This window comes from Candidatus Borrarchaeum sp., assembly GCF_019058535.1.
GTDB lineage: Archaea > Asgardarchaeota > Sifarchaeia > Borrarchaeales > Borrarchaeaceae > Borrarchaeum > Borrarchaeum weybense.
The window spans coordinates 1-18,954 of sequence record NZ_JAHPYX010000060.1; the positions used below are offsets into that span (position 1 = coordinate 1).

At 37.5% G+C, this 18,954-nt stretch carries 17 protein-coding genes and 1 pseudogene; 13 read left to right on the forward strand and 5 right to left on the reverse strand.

Translation table 11 applies throughout. The annotated features are described in order from the left end of the window. Window positions 1–142 precede the first annotated feature (142 nt). A complete protein-coding gene (locus QVB70_RS03180; protein ID WP_287583308.1) occupies window positions 143–1,282 on the forward strand; it encodes a tRNA sulfurtransferase in 1,140 nt (379 codons plus the stop codon). 175 nt (window positions 1,283–1,457) lie between these two features. Here the strand turns inward: QVB70_RS03180 and QVB70_RS03185 are convergent, their stop codons facing one another. Next, entirely contained in the window at window positions 1,458–1,946 is a 489-nt protein-coding gene (locus tag QVB70_RS03185; protein ID WP_287583310.1) for a type IV pilin N-terminal domain-containing protein, read from the reverse strand. An 825-nt stretch (window positions 1,947–2,771) separates the two neighbouring features. Between QVB70_RS03185 and QVB70_RS03190 the strand changes: the two genes are divergently transcribed. From QVB70_RS03190 to QVB70_RS03200, 3 genes and pseudogenes are all read left to right on the forward strand, one after another. Further along, a complete protein-coding gene (locus QVB70_RS03190; RefSeq protein WP_287583311.1) occupies window positions 2,772–3,356 on the forward strand; it encodes an archaellin/type IV pilin N-terminal domain-containing protein in 585 nt (194 codons plus the stop codon). Window positions 3,357–4,690: 1,334 nt separating this feature from the next. Further along, window positions 4,691–4,863 (forward strand): annotated as a pseudogene (locus tag QVB70_RS03195) (IS1595 family transposase); the annotation flags it as partial. A 75-nt stretch (window positions 4,864–4,938) separates the two neighbouring features. Continuing rightward, a complete protein-coding gene (locus tag QVB70_RS03200) occupies window positions 4,939–6,021 on the forward strand; it encodes a hypothetical protein (protein WP_287583313.1) in 1,083 nt (360 codons plus the stop codon). A gap of 190 nt (window positions 6,022–6,211) precedes the next feature. Here the strand turns inward: QVB70_RS03200 and QVB70_RS03205 are convergent, their stop codons facing one another. Beyond that, window positions 6,212–6,595 (reverse strand): hypothetical protein, encoded by a 384-nt coding sequence (locus tag QVB70_RS03205; RefSeq protein WP_287583315.1) that lies wholly within the window; start codon window positions 6,593–6,595, stop codon window positions 6,212–6,214. Between the two features lie 378 nt (window positions 6,596–6,973). Between QVB70_RS03205 and QVB70_RS03210 the strand changes: the two genes are divergently transcribed. The 6 genes from QVB70_RS03210 (at window position 6,974) to QVB70_RS03235 (ending at window position 11,496) form a co-directional block, all read left to right on the forward strand. Beyond that, window positions 6,974–7,273, forward strand: coding sequence for a roadblock/LC7 domain-containing protein (locus QVB70_RS03210; protein WP_287583316.1), 300 nt, complete (start codon window positions 6,974–6,976; stop codon window positions 7,271–7,273). A gap of 157 nt (window positions 7,274–7,430) precedes the next feature. Beyond that, window positions 7,431–7,916 (forward strand): roadblock/LC7 domain-containing protein, encoded by a 486-nt coding sequence (locus QVB70_RS03215; protein ID WP_287583318.1) that lies wholly within the window; start codon window positions 7,431–7,433, stop codon window positions 7,914–7,916. 99 nt (window positions 7,917–8,015) lie between these two features. Continuing rightward, window positions 8,016–8,603 carry a GTPase domain-containing protein gene (locus tag QVB70_RS03220; RefSeq protein WP_287583321.1) on the forward strand — a complete coding sequence of 196 codons (588 nt, stop codon included), beginning with the start codon at window positions 8,016–8,018 and terminating at the stop codon, window positions 8,601–8,603. A gap of 178 nt (window positions 8,604–8,781) precedes the next feature. Further along, window positions 8,782–9,150, forward strand: coding sequence for a roadblock/LC7 domain-containing protein (locus QVB70_RS03225; RefSeq protein WP_287583323.1), 369 nt, complete (start codon window positions 8,782–8,784; stop codon window positions 9,148–9,150). Between the two features lie 176 nt (window positions 9,151–9,326). Next, window positions 9,327–10,880 (forward strand): glycine--tRNA ligase, encoded by a 1,554-nt coding sequence (gene glyS / locus QVB70_RS03230; protein WP_287583325.1) that lies wholly within the window; start codon window positions 9,327–9,329, stop codon window positions 10,878–10,880. Window positions 10,881–11,076: 196 nt separating this feature from the next. Next, window positions 11,077–11,496 carry a roadblock/LC7 domain-containing protein gene (locus QVB70_RS03235; RefSeq protein ID WP_287583327.1) on the forward strand — a complete coding sequence of 140 codons (420 nt, stop codon included), beginning with the start codon at window positions 11,077–11,079 and terminating at the stop codon, window positions 11,494–11,496. A 150-nt stretch (window positions 11,497–11,646) separates the two neighbouring features. Here the strand turns inward: QVB70_RS03235 and QVB70_RS03240 are convergent, their stop codons facing one another. After that, a complete protein-coding gene (locus QVB70_RS03240; protein ID WP_287583328.1) occupies window positions 11,647–13,335 on the reverse strand; it encodes an alkaline phosphatase family protein in 1,689 nt (562 codons plus the stop codon). A gap of 132 nt (window positions 13,336–13,467) precedes the next feature. Continuing rightward, window positions 13,468–15,474, reverse strand: a complete 2,007-nt coding sequence (rqcH, locus tag QVB70_RS03245; RefSeq protein WP_287583330.1) for a ribosome rescue protein RqcH — start codon at window positions 15,472–15,474, stop codon at window positions 13,468–13,470. A gap of 40 nt (window positions 15,475–15,514) precedes the next feature. Between rqcH and QVB70_RS03250 the strand changes: the two genes are divergently transcribed. Then, window positions 15,515–15,811, forward strand: coding sequence for a hypothetical protein (locus QVB70_RS03250; RefSeq protein WP_287583332.1), 297 nt, complete (start codon window positions 15,515–15,517; stop codon window positions 15,809–15,811). Between the two features lie 95 nt (window positions 15,812–15,906). Here QVB70_RS03250 and QVB70_RS03255 read toward each other — a convergent pair whose 3' ends face one another. Beyond that, entirely contained in the window at window positions 15,907–17,142 is a 1,236-nt protein-coding gene (locus tag QVB70_RS03255; protein WP_287583334.1) for a transposase, read from the reverse strand. A gap of 549 nt (window positions 17,143–17,691) precedes the next feature. Here QVB70_RS03255 and QVB70_RS03260 point away from each other — a divergent pair. After that, window positions 17,692–18,183, forward strand: coding sequence for an Lrp/AsnC family transcriptional regulator (locus tag QVB70_RS03260; protein WP_287583335.1), 492 nt, complete (start codon window positions 17,692–17,694; stop codon window positions 18,181–18,183). 14 nt (window positions 18,184–18,197) lie between these two features. Beyond that, complete coding sequence (locus QVB70_RS03265) at window positions 18,198–18,944, forward strand: ATPase domain-containing protein (RefSeq protein WP_287583339.1); 747 nt, start codon at window positions 18,198–18,200, stop codon at window positions 18,942–18,944. Window positions 18,945–18,954 lie beyond the last annotated feature (10 nt).

Here is an 18,954-nt window from a genome sequence, read left to right on the forward strand (position 1 = left end):
ACGCACTTCATCCCCCAACTAGTTGGGGGGGGTCTTCTTGTGAGACACTCATACAAACATAACTAGTATCTCATCAAAATCTTTTAGAGGTTGTTTCTTAAATGTTTATGAAATTTATCTAAAAAACTATCTTTGTGATTTAATGAACTTTGATGTTGTTATTGTGAGATATTCTGGAGAAATTGGAATTAAAGGAAAACAAACTAGAAAATGGATGGAAAAAATACTTACAGATAACATCAGAATAAAACTTGAAAAAGAAGAACTTGACGTAAAAGAAATCATTCGCAAATATGGTAGGATCTACATATATGGTAAAAACCCAAAAGCGATAAGCAAAACTGTTTCGAACGTGTTTGGAGTTGTTTCGACAAGCCCAGCAATAATAGTTGACTCAGATGTAGATGAGATCTGTAAAACTTCCAGAAAGGTCGCAGAAGAAATCTTAGATGCAGGCGATTCTTTTAGAATTACTACTAGGCGAGTTGGTACACATCCCTTTACTTCAGAGGATATCTCTATCAAGGCTGGCGCGGCAGTACTCGATCAAATGTCTGGAAAGGGAGTTTCTGTAAATTTAAATACCCCCGACAAGCAAATTTTTATTGAAATTAGACATGAAATGGCATACCTATTTCATGAAGTAATAAGTGCAGTAGGAGGTATGCCTACTGGCACTCAGGGAAAAATTGCGATTATAATCTCGTGTGATGAGTTAGGCTGGATTGCAGCCTTCTTAATAATGAAAAGAGGCTGTGAGCCTGTTCCTATAATCTTTAATATCCATAATTCGCTGAATAGCAGTAATCTTCCCGAAAAAATTCCTTATTTATCAGCGCTAAAAACATTTATTCCCTCTGAATTTTCAGTATTTTTAGTTCCTTTTACAGCAATCCTCGAAGAATTGAAGCAATTGATTCCCAAGGAATCATTATACCTTTTTTGCAGGAAATTACAATTACAAATTGCAGAGCATTTATGTAAACAATTTGACATGAAAGGCATAGTGACAGGTGATCTGTTAGATTGCCCAGAAAAATCTAAAATCTATAATTTGGTTGATACCAGCGTAAAACTGCCCATATATCGACCCTTAATTTCTCTTGATGCAGAAAAATTAACTAAATACAAAAACCTTTTAGGCATCAGTGGCAATGTTTCTTGCCCTTCTTTATGCAAAGATACTACTATAAGTCTCGCGAAAATTAATCAAACTAGAAAAATAACCTTTGAGAAAAGAGTTAATAGTATTATTGAAGAAATGGATATAATACACATTTAACGTAGACGGCGGGAAGTCCCTTCCGAGAGAGAGAAGGTAGTCACAAATTCACAAAGTCTGCTTCAAATTTACCCCTTGCCAACTATTGAACTGATAGGATGAAAAAAGGATGTAATGAGGCAATTCCCCATTGGAGTATAAAGCACTGAATTTGTGAATTATAAGCACATGGAGTTCAGAGTATATATGTTCCGCTAAATACCTGCGTATTTTGAGTGTCATAGAGAGTTATTGTAACAGGTTGGTTTGCTGCAAAAACATTATCAGTTATAGTCACATCGATAGTTAAGGAGTCTCCTACCGGAACGACGAAATCCTGATCAGTTGAAGCATCGTAATATATTGTCCCTGTGGAAGTTTCTCTAACAGTACTTAGAGTCCGCTCACTTCCATCATATTCTATGATGGAAGTATCTACATCAATTGTTACTGATTGCCCACCTGTATTCCGTATAGTGAAGAATATTGTATCACCATCTAACATTGTGACATCAAGAACCTCTACCTTTGCTTGGGTAACACTACCGAGTATCCCTTGCGTGTATGCAAACACAGTAACACTTGCAGCTACGGCAATAGCTATAAGTAGGATGACTGCAATTACTGGGGAGACAGCTTTTTTCGATTTTATAATAGCTTTTAATTTGTTGGAGTAGCTATTCATAGTACCATCACGTTATTATTTTATTCACAATCCTCTTTATTATTTTTGTTCTTTATACTTTGGAGAATAGATGCCTAAAAACTAGTTCAGTCTTATATAAGTCTTCGATGTACATTTTACTTGTAGCCAAGCGAGAAGTCTCCCCGGTTCACGGGGGAGATGAACCGCAGTAATTCCAGACTGGCTATAGAGCAGGGATGTCACCTTGAGTAATTGATTATATACGGGGCATAGGGAATTGACGCCTGTGGACCTGAGACCTCTGTAACCCATAATAGGGATACTCGTAAATCAGTTTTTAAAAAAGATACACTTTGATGAAAAGGTTAATCACTTCATTGAAAGAGTAAAGCGAAAAATAATATGATGAATGCAGAATAAATGAATTTATGAACCCGTAAGACTATTTGTAAAAACTGCAGGACACGCCGATATCGGTCTTGTGCCAATTTAATCTCTAAGTCTTGAAAAGCTTAAGTTTATCTGATAATGCCAAATTACTTTTCATCCTTTTTTCCAAAAGATTTGCGATTCTTCTAGTATATTGCTGATCAAAAGTGCACTTATTTTATAAGACTTTTTAGATTTGACTCTATCCTTCGTGAAAATCTTCGTAAGGCATCGAATTTTTCATAACATTTTAGTCAATTTACCAAAAAAAATATAATTAAGCTTTGAAGTGATTATTATTGAGGAGTTTGATAAACGAAAAATTGCTATCTGTAAAGTAGATAGACTCTTAATTCTCTTATGTCATAAGACATAAGAGAGTTGGATCAAAAAAAAACACACAAACAACTCATAACCGAAAAAGGTGGAGATTTATTGAGAAAGACTCTTCTCAAGATGAAAAGGATGATGAAATCTAGGAAAGCAGTATCTCCAGTGATTGCAGTGATCTTGTTAATTGCCATTGCCGTAGCTGCAAGTGTTACTGTGTTTGCATACACGCAAGGGATACTCGGTGGTGTTACCCAAGCAAATATAAGAATGTCAGGTGCTACAGCCACCAACCAAGCTTCTGACGTTGAAACTGCCACTGGCACGGGTAATGACAGTGGTGGTGACGGCAACCCTGAGCACGTTTTGATTTTCACTATTCAAAACACTGGCGGCCAAGAGGCAACTGTTGATTATATGGAAGTGCAAGACGATGATGAGACTTGGGATTCGACCACAACCGACAGTACAGGCTGGATTGCGATTTATAATGCAGGAACAGGAGAACTTATCAAGTCTGGGAGTGCATCTAGCTTTTCCCTTACTGTAGGCGCTGGAGAAAGCGTCCAATTAAGATGTATTCTTGATGGCGATCCTGGTAGTGGCGACGACAATCTTAGCGCGCCAATTTCAGTTACAATTAACACTGAAGCAGGCGACTCAGTTAGCGCATCATTTAATGTTCCATAAGAACTCGTAACCTAGCGCCACTCTATCTTTTTATTTTTTTTATTCTTTCAATACTAAGAAACTGAAACTATTTTGGGGGATCCATTTCTCCAAACCGAACTGGGCCACTAGTTCTGGGTATTTATAATGGAAATGGGAATATGAAGGAAATCAAAACATTAAATACAGCCTCGTGAACTACTACTCACTAAAGCAGGTTGCTTCTGCCCTCATCGACCGTTCTTTCAACACGGTTAAACACAAGTAATCAGTTTATCGACAGTTCGGGGTGTCTAAGGATGTCCTCGTCCCTTTACTAACGAGACACTTGAATATCCTTTCCCACAGGGACGTTATCGTTTGTGATCCTACCAGAGGTAGTGTATCCCTACGTTCCCTTCGATATCCATCAGTATAGTCAAAAGAAACTGCGAAAGTGAAAAAAACAACGCAATTCATCCCCTCCCCAACCAGTTGTCTGTAAAGTGAGCTACCTCATGCTGAAGCTATGAGTCTTCTTGCTTCAATCACCAGACTCGATCTCCTTGCGGGTTACGGAGGTCTCGATGTCCACAGGGGTGAATTCCCTACGCATCATAGGTACTCATAGTCTCACTAAAAAACTATATATAACCAACGCCATTCATCACCACGCTAAAGTGTTGGTGCGTTCTTGCTTAGCTACCCGTAAGATATTACTTAAATCTTGGATACAATAAAAGTGGGGGTGTAAAGATGATTGACAAGGAGAGCGTGAGGAAAGTCTGCCTACCCGACGGAGAGGCCTGCTTCAAGTATCTATGTGAAGTTAGGTCCGGAAGCAAGTCTGGAGGCGGCGTTACGTGCCTGCACTGTGGGAGCAAGGAGACGATAAAAAAAGGAAAAGAGGCCAAAAGGGGCTCAGTAATATTATTACAACGGATGCGAGACTATCTTCAACAACTTGACAGGAATGGTGTTCGAACATCGCCACTCCCCCTGAAGAGATTTTTTACATCATCACGGAGATGGCGGCAAAGACCACGGCACAGATAGCCAGGTAATTGTATAGAGATTATTATTCTGTCCTCGACTTCGTTCACAAAGTTCAGGGTTTGGCTTCTAAACCGGTCGAGGATGTTACACTTGAGGGCATACGTGAAATTGACGAGATATACGTTATGGCTGGAGAGAAGAGGAGAAAACAGAAGAACACCAGAGAACGAGGTAAGGCTTCCTGTGCTTCGGAATCTGACGAAGAAAAACGTTCAAAAGAAATTGAGAAGGTTATGAACAGGATTGTGGTACTTAATACTAATAACTACAGGACCTATAAAGGGATGATTAACAAAAAACAGCATCATAGTCACAAGGTGGTCAACCACTCTGAAGTACCCTAAAGGCGATGTTCACGTGAATACTTGCGAGAACAGGCACAGTTTTTTTGAGGAGTTGGCTCTTAAAGTTCAGAGGCGTCTTCAAATGCTACCTTCAGGGTTGCCTCGAACTTCTTGCCCTCACCCTTTACAGGAAAGAATGGTTTAATTAAGATCATAAGTAATAATTAATAGACATGAACATATTAAGATGATAGATATATAAGAAGGTATGTCGAGTCAATATTATGGGTGAAAACATGAATGCAAAGAACGTTGTGATACTTTCCTTCTTTTTAGTTGCTTTGTTAACAGTCAGTTCCCCCTCATTAAAAGCCAGTGCAGAAGTGAACTCCCTACCCAATGGAATTACGACAATGGATTCCCCCAAATTTGATGGAACCAACGTAGTCGGCTTGCCCTACGATGCCACTTCAGATGTTGGAGAAAATAAAAATTTCAAATATGATTTAGAAAAAGATAGAGAATATGTCGTATTTGTTTACGGAGCCTTTATAGCCACAAACACTGATTATGACATTGAAGTGTACGAACCTGGCAAAAGCGAAGCATTGATAGTAAGTACAAGGGCTGCTGGAATGTTAGAAAAAATCACATTCAAAGCAGGTGAAGACGGTGAATATAAAATTAGAGTACGTAACGACAAAGACGATTCAGGTGGCGATGAAGGAGCGAAGATCTTTTTAGCAGAAGTTGCCAAATTAGGAAATTCATATGAAGTTTTAATAGAACATCAAGAAACCATTCACACTTACTACGCATTTTGGTTTGATGCGTCAGGTTATACCGGTAGTGAGATCACAGTAAAGTTAAAAACATCCAAAGATGTCGATATGTACCAAATGAGGCTTTATCCATTTGTAAGTGGAGAGGAGAGCGGTGAAGGTGAACAGTTTTATGATATCTTAGAATCTACTAGCGAACATGCGCTTCTTACTGCTGATGCCGGTCAAGCTGGAGAGGATCTCGAATTCTCGTTCATAGCCCAAGCTTCTTACGAAGGCGAATCCCTAGGTGTATCTAGTACATTATCCGATACAGTTAATGCTCAACAAGATGGAAATGAGTTCGAATCACCTGATGGTGTATTTATAATCTCGTTAATTGGAGAAAAAGGCGATGGCGAGTGTAAATTTACTATTTCTGCAGAATCAGAAGATAAGGAAGAAACTCAACCAACAAATGAAACAACAACAGAAGAGCCCACAGTAAGACCCTTATGTTTAGGAACTTTAGCAGTGAGTGCGTTTACAGTTATCTCGTTAATTGCTATCGGAATAAAACGCAGAAGATACGGAGAAGAAACTTAAAATTGCGATTAAAAATTCCTCTCACAATTTTTTTCCATAACTGTTTTCCATAAAACAAATCAAAAATCAAATTTCATTTCTACTATTCTTCAAAAATTGAAGGAAGAAGAGAGAAGTTCCGATCTTTTTTATGAAATTAATATGTTTTCAAATCAAAACCAAAATCAAAAAGATCGTTTTGCGAGGAATCTTATTTTAAAAGTTTTGCTATATTTTCCAGCGCAGTTTTTAGATTTAATCTGAGTAAGCCCAACTCTGCCCGTGCGTCTTGTCCTGCCAGTGCTGTAAGAGCAATATCTCCAGAATTTATGACAACAGCAAATCCCTCTTCGCAATCAATATCAATTTCACCAATCTTACCTTTATCTACTGCCTTGCCTAATGAACTAGCACCATTAACAATAGCCATTGCATATTCGATGATTTCATTGTGATTTAATTCTGTAAGTGTCTGGCCCGCTAGAATTTCACCTTTTTTTGGACGAAACGCGATTAAGCCTTCGATGGCGGGAATATTTTCCATAACATCATTCAATTGATCTTCTATCTTCTTTTTCAATTTCTCAGTAACCATCATCTATCACCAAAGCGATTCTAGTCTAATGAATCTACTAAGATAATAAAACTCACATGTTTAAAACATTTTTCGGTTGTATTTTTTGGTTCCCTTTTAGTGAATATACAGATTGAGTGAGGTTATAATGAGATAATTTTAATTGCATGCAAGTTTTATCACTCCTCTGTAAGATGACCCTGCATGTATTTTTTTGATTCTATTGCGATCAGATTTTTTTCTGATGATTACAAACTGCGGGGAACTAATATTCAGATCTCTAAACGTCTTAAATATAAAAGGAAGAAAACACTTATTAAGGAAGTATTTGATCTATAATCTATAGAGACTTAATCTCTAGAAACCACTGACATCCGAAAATACTTCGGAGGCCATTATTTGATTAGTCAAAAAGTTTTTCAATCAACGTTGAAGAAACTGAAGGCGCATGAAGGCGTGAGGGGAGTTATTGTAACTAATTCTGAAGGACTCCCTATTAGTTCAACGCTCGATACTGATAAAACAGAAAAAGTTGCCGCATTAATTACTTCACTAGTTGGAAAAGCAAAATCAATCGTAACCGAATTAGATGAGAAGAACTTAAATTTCTTCACGATAGACACGAAAGGCGGCGAGGTACTAGTTGCACCAGAAGAAACATATATATTGATTGTTTTAAAGGACAAGAGAAAAGCGTAGTATCTCACTGGAATTCGTATACAGATTATTAAAATGATCTATACTTTGATGCACGAACAGATTGTGGAGAAACCTACTAGAAAGATTTTATATAGTAATGTTTCGAATCTTAATCATAAGATAATTATTTTATCAAATCTCAAGAAGTGAATTAAAGATGCTAAATGTTAAAGCATTTGATGAAATCCTTAGTAAGATTATAAAGAGCGAAAGCGGCATTAAGAAAGTCATTTTAGTAGACAGGACAGGTCTCACAATTGCACATGTAAGCAAGTTTAGTTACTACCCGGTAGATATCGACGGAATTGGGGCCATCGCCAGTGCAGTGTTTTGTGCTAGTGAAGAACAAGGTAAAAACCTGGATATCGGCGAACTAAAGATTGTGACTTCCGAATTTGATGACGGCAAAATATTTGCAGCAAGCTGTGGAAAAGGCGTCTTATGCGTGATTACCGAAGCCGATGTCAACATTGGAATGGTTCGACTTGTCATCAAGAAAGGATCCGACAAACTGCAACAAATCTTAGATGAGTTCCTTGCCGAGAAACCAACAGCAGCACCTACGCCAACACCCGAAACAACGAAGGAACTTGCAGAAAAAGAAGAACTTGAGGCTGCTCTCAAAGAATTAGAGAAATTCTAAATCTTTTACCTTTTTATATTTGCTTTATTTCTAGTTCTCACTCTGTTTTTAACACTTAAGCCTGATTTAGTTTACTCAAGAGGCGGACAGAGGATTATCATGAAAAAAGATGCGTCAGGGAGGATACATTTCAAAATTGTCTTCGTGGGTGCATCACCTTCAGGAAAAACTACTGCACTTAAATGGATACATCAAAATGTCGAGGGTTATAATAAAGGCGGTTTTACTTCAGTCGACGATCCAAACGGTTTCACTCTATATTTCGACTATACAACATTAATGTCTGACTCCAATGTTATTTTTGATGTATATACAGTTGCAGGCCAAAAACGTCATAAACATCAGCGAAATGTAGTTTTAAAGGGCACTGATGGAATTATTTTCGTTGTTGACAGTTCTCGAAAGATGATGCCTGATAATAAATTCAGTGCTGATGAAATACGAGAATATGTTAATAACAAACTTGATAGTAAACTCCCAATGGTTATTATGCTAAATAAACGAGATGCTCCAGATTCTCTAACTAAGAAGGCGATTTTAGCAGAACTTGAATTAGTAAAATATCCAGTTTACGAAACTATTGCAATAAAAGGAATAGGAATTAAAAATGCGTTCACGTCCCTTGCACGTGAAATTTTATCGCAAAATCTTCATGAAATTGAAGATAAAAAAAGAATGGCGTCCTAAGAAGAGTTCTCCGCTTTTCAGTAAACTGTAAAGTTAGGTTTCAGTGAAGAGTCCTTCTCGCCGATAAAGTTAAATGTGAAGATCTAGATTACCTCAATGTGGAGTATTTAACATGCATTTCATTTTATAAATAAACCTTGTTTCAGAAATCAAAATGGGTTTTTAAGGAAGTGACTTCATGGAGGAAAAAGAAGGTGCATTACTAAGAATTCTTAAGGAGCTTAGAACAACAGTTGCATCAATAGAAGCGGCAGCAATAGTTAGCGTGGAAGGATTACCTATAACTAGTGACCTTCCTGGCGACATTGACGAAACGCGAATTGCTGCTATGACTGCTGCAATGCTTTCGCTAGGCGAAAGAGCAGCGATTGAGCTTGGCAAAGGTGAATTAGAAAGAATTTTTGTAGAAGGAAAAGATGGACACGTGATTGCGAGCGGTGCTGGAGAAAATGCGGTGTTAACTGTTAGCACAATAAAAGGGGCGAAATTAGGGCTAATATTTTTAGAAATGAAACGTGCAGTAGAGAAAATATCTGAAATTCTGTAAGTTGTCCATAATAATACCCAAATGGAACTTTTTCTTTTTAAAATCTAAAAAAGGTTTAAATGAAAACGTGTCGTCAATAAAATGGTTTATAAGTTATATAGCTAAATGAACATTTATTGTTTTCATATCAATATTCAAAGATCTCGTTTCTTGAAAAAGAGCGTGAGGTGTTAAAATTGAGCGAAAAACGATCTACGCTTGATAAAGTAATGGAGGTATCACTTAGAAGGGGTCTAGTCTTCCCAACTGCTGAAATCTATGGCGGTTTTGCGGGAGTGTATGATTTCGGTCCAATAGGAAGCTTCCTACGAGAAAACTTGATCAATTTTTGGTTACGATACTTTGTCAAAACAGAGATTAATCCTCCAGTTTACTTAGTGAGTGGAGGAACCGTTTTACCTTTTGAAGTTTTAAAGGCATCTGGCCATGTTGACCATTTTGTAGATCCAATAGTAGAGTGTCCTGAATGCAAAACAGAATTCCGTGCTGACCATGTTATCGAAGATGCTACAGGACAATTTGTTGAAGGATTGGATGAGCAGGAATTAACTCGAATTATTCGTGAGAATAATATAAAGTGCCCAAATTGCGATTCTGAATTAGCTGATGTGACGATTTTTAATCTAATGTTGGCCACAAAGGTTGGTGGAGGAAAAGGCAAAGTAGCGTATCTCCGCCCTGAAACAGCACAGATAATGTTCTTAGACTTCAAGAGAACGGCTACCAGTATGAGGGCAAAACTTCCATTTGGTATTGCCCAAGTTGGGAGTTCTTATAGAAATGAGATTTCGCCCAGAAAGGGTCTTATAAGACTTAGAGAATTCGAACAAATGGAAATCGAAATGTTTGTAGACCCAGCAACTCTAAATGACCAACCCAATTTTGCCGAAATTAAAGATGTTAAGTTAAGACTTTTGACAAGAGAAGGTCAAGATAAGGAACCACAAGAAATCCTAGAAATAACTGCAGACGAAGCCGTAAAGCAGAATATTTTGCCGAACCAATATTTTGCCTATTATCTAGCAAAGGAAACCGTTTTCTATTCACGTGCTGGAATACCATGGGATAAGTTTAGGTTTAGGCAGATGAAACCTGAGGAGACTCCACACTACTCAGCTGGCAACTGGGATCTAGAGATAGAACTGCCAAGAGGAGAAAAGTCCCAAATAATCGAGATTGTTGGTAACGCGTATCGTCAAGCTTATGATCTCGGCACTCACGCCAAACATAGCGGTGAAGACCTCAGTATTGAGGTACAAGATGGCGAGAAACTTGTTGCACATGTAGTCGAACCGTCATTCGGAGTTGATAGAAGCCTTCACTGTATTTTAGAGCACTGTTTCAGAGAAAAAGGTGTTGACAGAGATTGGATATGGTTTCAATTTCCTAACGTGATAGCTCCAATTTCGGTTCAAATATATCCTTTAATGCGAAAAGATGGGATGCCAGAAAAGGCACGGGAAATTTATATTCAATTAAAAAGAGATGATGGATTTAATGCTATATATGATCAGGCTGGATCTATTGGAAGGAGATACGCACGTGCTGACGAAATCGGATGTCCTTATTGTGTAACAATTGACTATACAACTCTAGATGATGATACCGTTACAATACGTGACCGCGATTCGATGAAACAAATCCGAGTACCTTTAAGTAAACTTGTCGATATACTAAGACAATTACTTGAGGAAAACATCAAATTTGCAGAGGCAGGTCAGCCTGTCTAGTTTTTTAATTAACCTTGTTCCATCTTTGTGGTGGTATTTATATTTTTTTAATATTTCATTAGATTAGTGTACATACCGATCGCTAACTCCTCGTTCTTCGATTAAAGTGCTTCCTAGCGATAAAATATTTAAGTATCGGAATGGATTAATCTAAGTATCGGATGTATGGATCGCCCCGCTCCAGGAGACTCGCCCTATGGCAAAGAAAAAGAAAAAAGAATCAAAAGCAAGCCAAGAACAGAAAATTCAGGCACTCCTTGATGAACTGATCGATGGTGAAGAGATCACGGATAGTGCCGTTGTCAGTACTGTTGGATTACCTATAGTCAATAACTTTTCTGAAGATATGCCTGAAATCACTATAAGTGCTATGGCATCCTCAGTTTTAGCAATAGCAACAGAGGGACATGGTTCTCCTGATCTTGGCGAAATGAAGGCAGCAATTTTAGACTTCAATAATGGTAGTATCATCTTAAAAAAGATCTATGGACCTAATTATCTTGGTATTCTTATTATCTATACAACTTTGCAGACGTCAAATCAAATTAGTTCTTTATTAGATAGAATTGAAATATCTGCTGCTAAATTAGCAACAATCATGTTAAATTCCCAATAACATACATGAACGGTTTGCCATTAACCAATACTAAAAACTAGATCAACTATTCTTCTTCTTTTTCAAAATATTTATTTTCTTAATGAATGATGGAGCAATTAGCTGTTTTTTTAATGATTGTGATTTTTCCTGATAGTGTTATTAAAGCGCTCACATATATCCTAAGCCTTTTAATCGTTCCATGATTTCTAATTCTTCCTCTTTAGTAAGTATTTCTCGTTCATCATCTTCTATTTCTTCATTCTTTCTTGTTTCTTCTTCGATTTTTTCTAATCTGTTGTAAAGAACTGAATTAGTATCAAATATGTTTCTGAGAACGTTTCCATCCATCATTTGAGGAATTGGTATATCCAATATGTGCAAAATTGTTGGTGCGATATCCATAACATTTGCCTCTACTTGGACAGGGTGTATATCTTTTCCAAATGACATGAAAACTCCGTTAATATCATGTGCAGCCTTCCAAATATGTCCATTTGGTTCATTCGTTGATTTTTGCGCCAGATCTTTTTTATTGCTAAATATATCATTTCCGAAACCACCAAACATGGCAAACCCATCATTTAATTGAATTAATAGATCTGGTGCATCCTTTAAATATGGGCCAGCATAGATTTCTTCACGTTTGTAGATTTTTGATACTATTTTTCTGCCCGTTTCTGGTTCAGTGAGTTTAGAGAGTTTAAATGCAATCGAATCTCGCAAATCATTATATTCTTCTGGATTAACTATTCCATTCTGTTCTCTGCCCTTTAAATTAATTCTTAAACCTTGACCAGTAAAAGAGTAAGAAAAAGCTTTAGTTTTATGCCAATCACAATATTTACGAATATTACTTAAATTTAGTGCAAAAAATGAAATGAGACGTTTTGGAATCACCTTATGAAGTATCTTGTACCATTTCGAGTGAGCATGTCTCATTAGTACAGCATTACTACTTTCGGTAGTAAAACCATGCTTAATTAACCATGCTGAGAAGGAGCCTTGGCTTTTAAGATGAAGCAATCCTATGCTTTTTAGCCAGTTGTTAATATAGAAGTCTCGTTTTACTTGTTGAAACCCGTGATCCGATACAATAAAATTAATTGTGTTCTCATCAAGTTTTTGAAGAATTTCACTAATAATCGAATCTATCAACTCATAATATTTGAGAATGACATTATACCTTATTGCTCCTTTTGATGTGTTCATCTGAAGATGAGTGTCCCAAAGAAAGTGTTGTAGACGATCTGAACCGACAAATATAACCATAAAAAAGTCCCAATCTTTTTCTTCCATTAAATATAAAACTGCGCGTTTTCTTGCTTCTGTTAGATGGTAAATGTCATTTACAAAGATTGATTTATGATTTAAATAAAATTCTTCTACATCCACATCTATACGATAATCAGGCACGTTGTCAAGTAATTCCTGCTTTAAAGAATTTGGATAGGTAAAATTACTTTCCATTCCAGGTGATCCCAATCCTGAGATCATTAATCCATTAACCTTTTCAGGTGGATAGGTAAACGGAAAATTCACTATGACTGTCTTTTTACCATTTTCATTCAATATATGCCATATTGCTTTACCCTTCCGCTTTTTTAAGTAACTTAATTTGAGATCATAACCATCAGAAGTTTCTGCAAAGAAATCAAAAATCCCATGTCTTCCAGGATTCGTTCCTGTGACAATTGAGGTCCACGCCGGCGGACTAAGCGGTGGAATTGTGCTCTTAAGAAATCCGCTTGCACCTTGTTTAACTATTTTAGAAAAGGTAGGAAGCTTATGTAAATTGGGTTTAATTATTTCAAAAGTTGCACCATCAATTCCTATTACAAAAACCTTCTTTTCAGCCATATGTTTCACCGATCATCATCATCATCATCATCATCATCATCATCAGGGCAGGGATTGTCCATCGAGCCTGTTTGACATATCCCGCTGGGAATGGATGACTCAGGAAATCCCCCTACAAGTAGGGGTGGTAGTTCACGTTTCGAGTATTTTAGAGTTTCCTGAAGGCAGAACCCTTGTAATTTCATCCACAGATAGTTTTTTAATCTTATTTTTATCATCATCCTTTGCATGTCTTAAAAGAATTTCCTTAATGTGTCGTGCCAATTTGCCGCTAGAAATCTCTCCTGGAACTACAGTGATATAGTTTTCCGTTTGATTTGATATTGCAGGAAGGGGGCCGCTAAGTGGTAGTGCAAAATCATTCTCTATTTTAACACCTATAGCTATTTTTAGTGGATTATTTTTTAAAAATGTCCTCTCACCACGAACTATAACGCCTCCTTTTGGAATATATTCACCAGAAGGTGCGGTTTCCGAAACTTGAGTTGCTTTGACATAATAAACGTCTCCTGCGCCTAAACCACTTTTCCATGCTCTTGAATATGAAACAGCAAATTGTGCAGCTTCTCTTAACGTAGTTTCGGGTACATCGTTTCCTTCAGTTTTTATTACTACATAGGGCGCGCCTGCCATTTCAGCGTGCATAAATAAATCCTCGGTATCCATATATCGTTTGAAGAGGCTCTTATTAGACGTTATATCACGACCGCCAAGGACTAAGAAATCATCTGATGAAATAAAGAATCGAAATTTTTCATACCATTTTCTTTTTCGTTTCTTTTTTAGAGCAACGTCTTCTTCGGCCTTGTCATGTCCTTTTTCCTTTAATTTCTCGATTTTTTGTGATGTTTTTTTCAATGCTTTCTTTGCGCCTTCAATTTTTGAAGCGGTCTTCTTGGCAGAATCGTACCAGTTAGAGGCTACTTCTTCAATGGACTGATGAAGACGAAAAACTATCTCTTTTTCATTTAAAGTAATTATAATTGCTTTATTTGCAGGATCTATATTTTTAATCATTTCTGCTGATCTTATCCCATTCGTTTTTCCTTCTTCTATCCTTTTTTGTATTTCATCCCATGTAACTCTCTTATCATGCGCAGAGGAAATTGTATGTAAGATTTCGCGAAGATCAGCACTATATAAATAGATTTCTTCAGCAATTTGTTTCATTTCGATTTCTGATTTTTGCAGTTCTTCAATTGTCTTTGCTTGTTGATCACGTATTCTTTCCAGTTTTGCTAGTTTGTCTTCCGCTGGACTAGTAATTGCTTCTGCTATCTCTGATTTTTCAATCTCACCGAAGTAGAAATCTAGTCCTTCGTTGAAAGATGATATTTTTTTAGTTACAAAATTTGAATACGTCATTAAATGAATAGGTGTGACATCAAAAGGAGTAGAATTTTCGTAAATTATTTCAGGGCTAAGATGTCCCTCTTTTAAGGGTTGGAAGATTGATTTTATCGCTTCCATTATAACAAGAACATGCTCATCATCGATGTTCGAAGATGGTGTTGTCTTTTCAATTTCTGCTCTGAGACAAATCTCTTCAGCAAAAATCTTCTTGATGTTGAAAAAATGTGTTAGAGTACGAGCAATATTCCCTGTGGATGATTCTATAATTTCCTTCAACCTATTCTTAGTAATTTGGAATATGTCAATTCCTCGGCTTGGTGGATATTGATAATTTCTTTTTGGGAGAACATCTCGGTCTTTCATTTTCCTATAATGCCGAGCGATTAGAATTTGTTCATTAGGATCAAGAAGCAGTATATTCCCATGACCGAAAAGTTCAATAATGAGTGTATATTTATCCGTCAGTTGCCCTACTTCGAGTAGTATTATTCGATCGAAATTATATTGACGAATGTCAATTACGCGTCTATTCCTCAAATATTTCCGTAACGTGTGACAAAAATTAGGCGGTATCTTTGGCGGGGTTCTCACATATTCAGTGAGATGAAACCTTTGAAAGGGTGAAGTCTGAACTAGGACATTAAAACTGCCCTCATCGGTCTTTCGAAGTTTCCAAATAAACATAGAATCAATTTGATAAATATTATCAATCCATGAATCTTTGATTCTATCTTTGCATTCCATTAAAACTGCAAATATATCAACATTCGACATATCGTTCTTCATTATCTCGTGCCTCAACTTGGAGGTTAGGTGGTGTATTAACTTGGATATTTCAAGTAGAATTTATTGGATGAAGGTTCTCTTAGGTGTAGTAATAGGTCTTATAAACGGTTTTATTGGTATAATCCATTGGCCAGGAGTTGTGATAGGTGTAGCCGCCCTTTTTGTCACTTATCCACTTTCTCTCTTATTGATACGTTACACTGGAGGTCAATCTCCTGAGGCAGCTCAGTTAAAACCATTTAAAATCTTGACAAATGGCTTACCTGCCTACTTATTCGTATGGGTCGTAACTTGGACAGTAATTTTTAATTTGCTAAATCCAGGTGCTTTTTTCTAAAAGAAGCACCCTTCAATTCTATCTATTAGATAATGTCAAATGCCCTTCATCGTGAACTACCCCACTCTTACGGATGGGGCTTCCTGCGAGTCCTCCTAACTCCCTACGATGGGAGAAACTTTCGTTTTACACTTGGCTGTGTGTCGCAGATTATCGAGAAATACCCGATAGCCTGTCCACTTGGCATTCTGTGATAGGTAACGTTTCATGAGGATGATTGCACTATTTTTGTCCCTCTCTATCACGTTACCACAGTCACATCTCATAACTCGTTTCCAAATTGGCATAAAGTGCTGTTTGCCGTACATCCAACATTCTTTGGTCGAGTTTCGTTCGTCACTTTCTATTGTCCTTTTACCTACTCGCCTCGACTTGTAGGTTAGAAAATGCACGAACCGTCCCAGCGCCCCTGTGTTCTGTGTAGCGCGGTTCAACCCCGCTCTCATGGCTTTCGGCACCTTGTTCGACTGTGCCATGCATTTGACTTCTAGCTGGCCTACGATCAGAGTGTTAGCTTTGGTGTTCTCCACCAGTTTCCTGCTGAGTTTATGTTGAAAATCACGTGTCTGATCATCCCGCTTCCGCTCGTATTTCTGTTTGATCTGATTGAGCAATTTCCATCTGTTGCTGAATTTCTTACACTTATCCTTCCGCGATTGTACCTTGGCGATTTTCGGATTCCAATATTTGTCCGGGCGCTGATTTTTCACCATCAAGAACTTGCTCTGGGAATTTACTGCCGTAACGATATGGGTAATGCCGAGGTCGATGGCTTGATACCGACCGTTATCTACAAAGGGGGGTTCTTCCAACTCATAGGTGATGGTCACAAAATATCGCCCTCTATGTGATGAGATGGCGACTTGTTTTACCTGTGTATCGTCAAAAGAGAATTTGTCAGGGATGGTAAATTCCAGTGGTATATCATTGTATTTGTGGGAAAAGGTAATCATTCCGGGTTCGATCTTGAACCCTGACTGGTTATACACCATAGTGGTGAAGTAGTTTTTTCCTTTGAATCGCGGGAGACAGGCCTCGATGTGCCCGTTTTTTCGAAGGGCAAAGAACGACTCGTAATCAGCAGCTAATGCCCTGAGAGCATACTGTAAGACCTTAGAATACACCCACTTATACTCTGGGAATTGCTCTTTGATGAGTGGCAGGTCGTTTTGCTGCTTGCGGTAATTCACACCCTTTGCTCCAGTTCTATAGGCGTCCATTCTTTCAGCAAGGGCAAAGTTATAGATGAGTCTGCATTTTTCCGAGAGTTTCCAAAGCACAGTTTTTTGTGCGTGATTCGGAAAGATCCTGATTTTCTGTGTGAGTTTCATGGACTTCACCAGACTCTGATATTACTAGTTATACCCAAAAAGTCTATATAAGACCAGTGGCTTTCATCCCCTACCTGTCGGAGGGGGACTTCCCACCGATTAAGTTAAAAGATATTTGTCAAGTTAAACTTTTCAAGTATCCTCTTTTATTTTCAATATGTAAATAACAATGAAATCTCAGAAGTTTTGAGATTTCGCAATGTAGTATTCCTAGAAAAATGCTTTATTGAAAGAAATGTCAAATTTCCATAGAATATTTTCTTCGTATTCCGTTAAATAAACGCATTAACTATAAATAAAGACTATAAAAATAAAGATTAGATTAATAGACTTATCTTACGTAAACTATAACTTTGTTAGCCTTGTTAAGGCTCTTTTAATTTGCAGAACTTTTAGCTAAAAAATTCTATGGAATTTGAGAATTTCGCAAAAACGTTTAAATAGTCGAACGTCACTATGTAAGAGAATGTGAACCATTCAAATAAGATTGAGAAATATGAACTATCCAGATATAATTGTTAAGAGAATTGAGTTGAGTGAGGGAAAGATTTGCAATCTGACGAATGGGAACTCGATGATTTAGACAAACAAATCCTGTCAATATTGCAAGGTAATGCCCGCATTGCTTTTACTGATATTGCCAGACAACTAGATTCACCAGATACTACTATTCATTTCAGAGTTCGCCGAATGAAAGATAAGGGGATTATTAAGAACTTTACCGTTCTAATTTCTCCTGAAAGTCTAGGATTAAATCAATATGCATTTTTCCGTCTGAAAGTTTCTGGACACATACTGCCAGATATTTCGAAGGAACGTGCCCAACAAATTGCTGAGAAGCAGAAACAAAGACCAGAAATACGTTTTGTTGGCATTGAAGATGATGAAACTACTATCATTGGTCTGGCATTAGTCCATGATTTTAAAGAACTTGAAGAACTGCGAAACGTATTCGAAAAAAATACGGATATTACTGAGATTCAAATATGGCCTTTAACAAAAGTTCTAAAAGGCGAAGATTATACAGATCAACTTGTATAATGAGAGGGGAAATAATGGCAACTACATCAAAATTAATTGAAAGGGTAAAAACAGGCATCCCTGGACTTGATGGAATCTTACACGGGGGGTTCATAAGAGGTACAAATATTGTCATTTCAGGGGGCGTTGGTACAGGTAAATCAATTTTTAGCACGCAGTTCCTTGTTGCTGGCGCAGAAAAATATAATGAATCTGGTGTCCTTGTAACTCTAGAAGAAAAACCCGCAGAACTTAGAAGAGAGGCTGCTCAGTTTGGATGGAACCTTGAACAACTAGAGAATGAAAAAAAACTCATTATTATTGATGCTGCTTCAAGCAAAGCAGGACTCCCATCCAGTGAAGAATGGGCGCTCCGCAGAGGCTTTGATTTAAATACGTTAGCACAAGAGATCTATAAGGCTACAAAAACTATTGCAGCTCAAAGAATAGCCGTTGATTCTCTTTCAGGACTTGGCCTTAGGATAGAATCGTCTGCTGAAGTGCGGGGGTCTATTTTTAAACTAAGTGCACTATTACGTGAACTTGGAGTGACGAGTATAATGACCTCGGAGATTTTAAGCAATAGCCCAGGACTTAGCCGTTATGGTGTTGAAGAATTTGTTGCACAAGGTCTAATAATCCTTTCCTTGGAAGAAGAACAAAGCGAATTGAGACGAAGTATGGTTATCAGAAAAATGCGTGCTACAGCACATAGCTTAAAACGTTTTCCGTTCGAAATCTCTACTAAAGGAATTGTTGTAATGCCAAGCGGAGAGATGTAGAACATCTTTA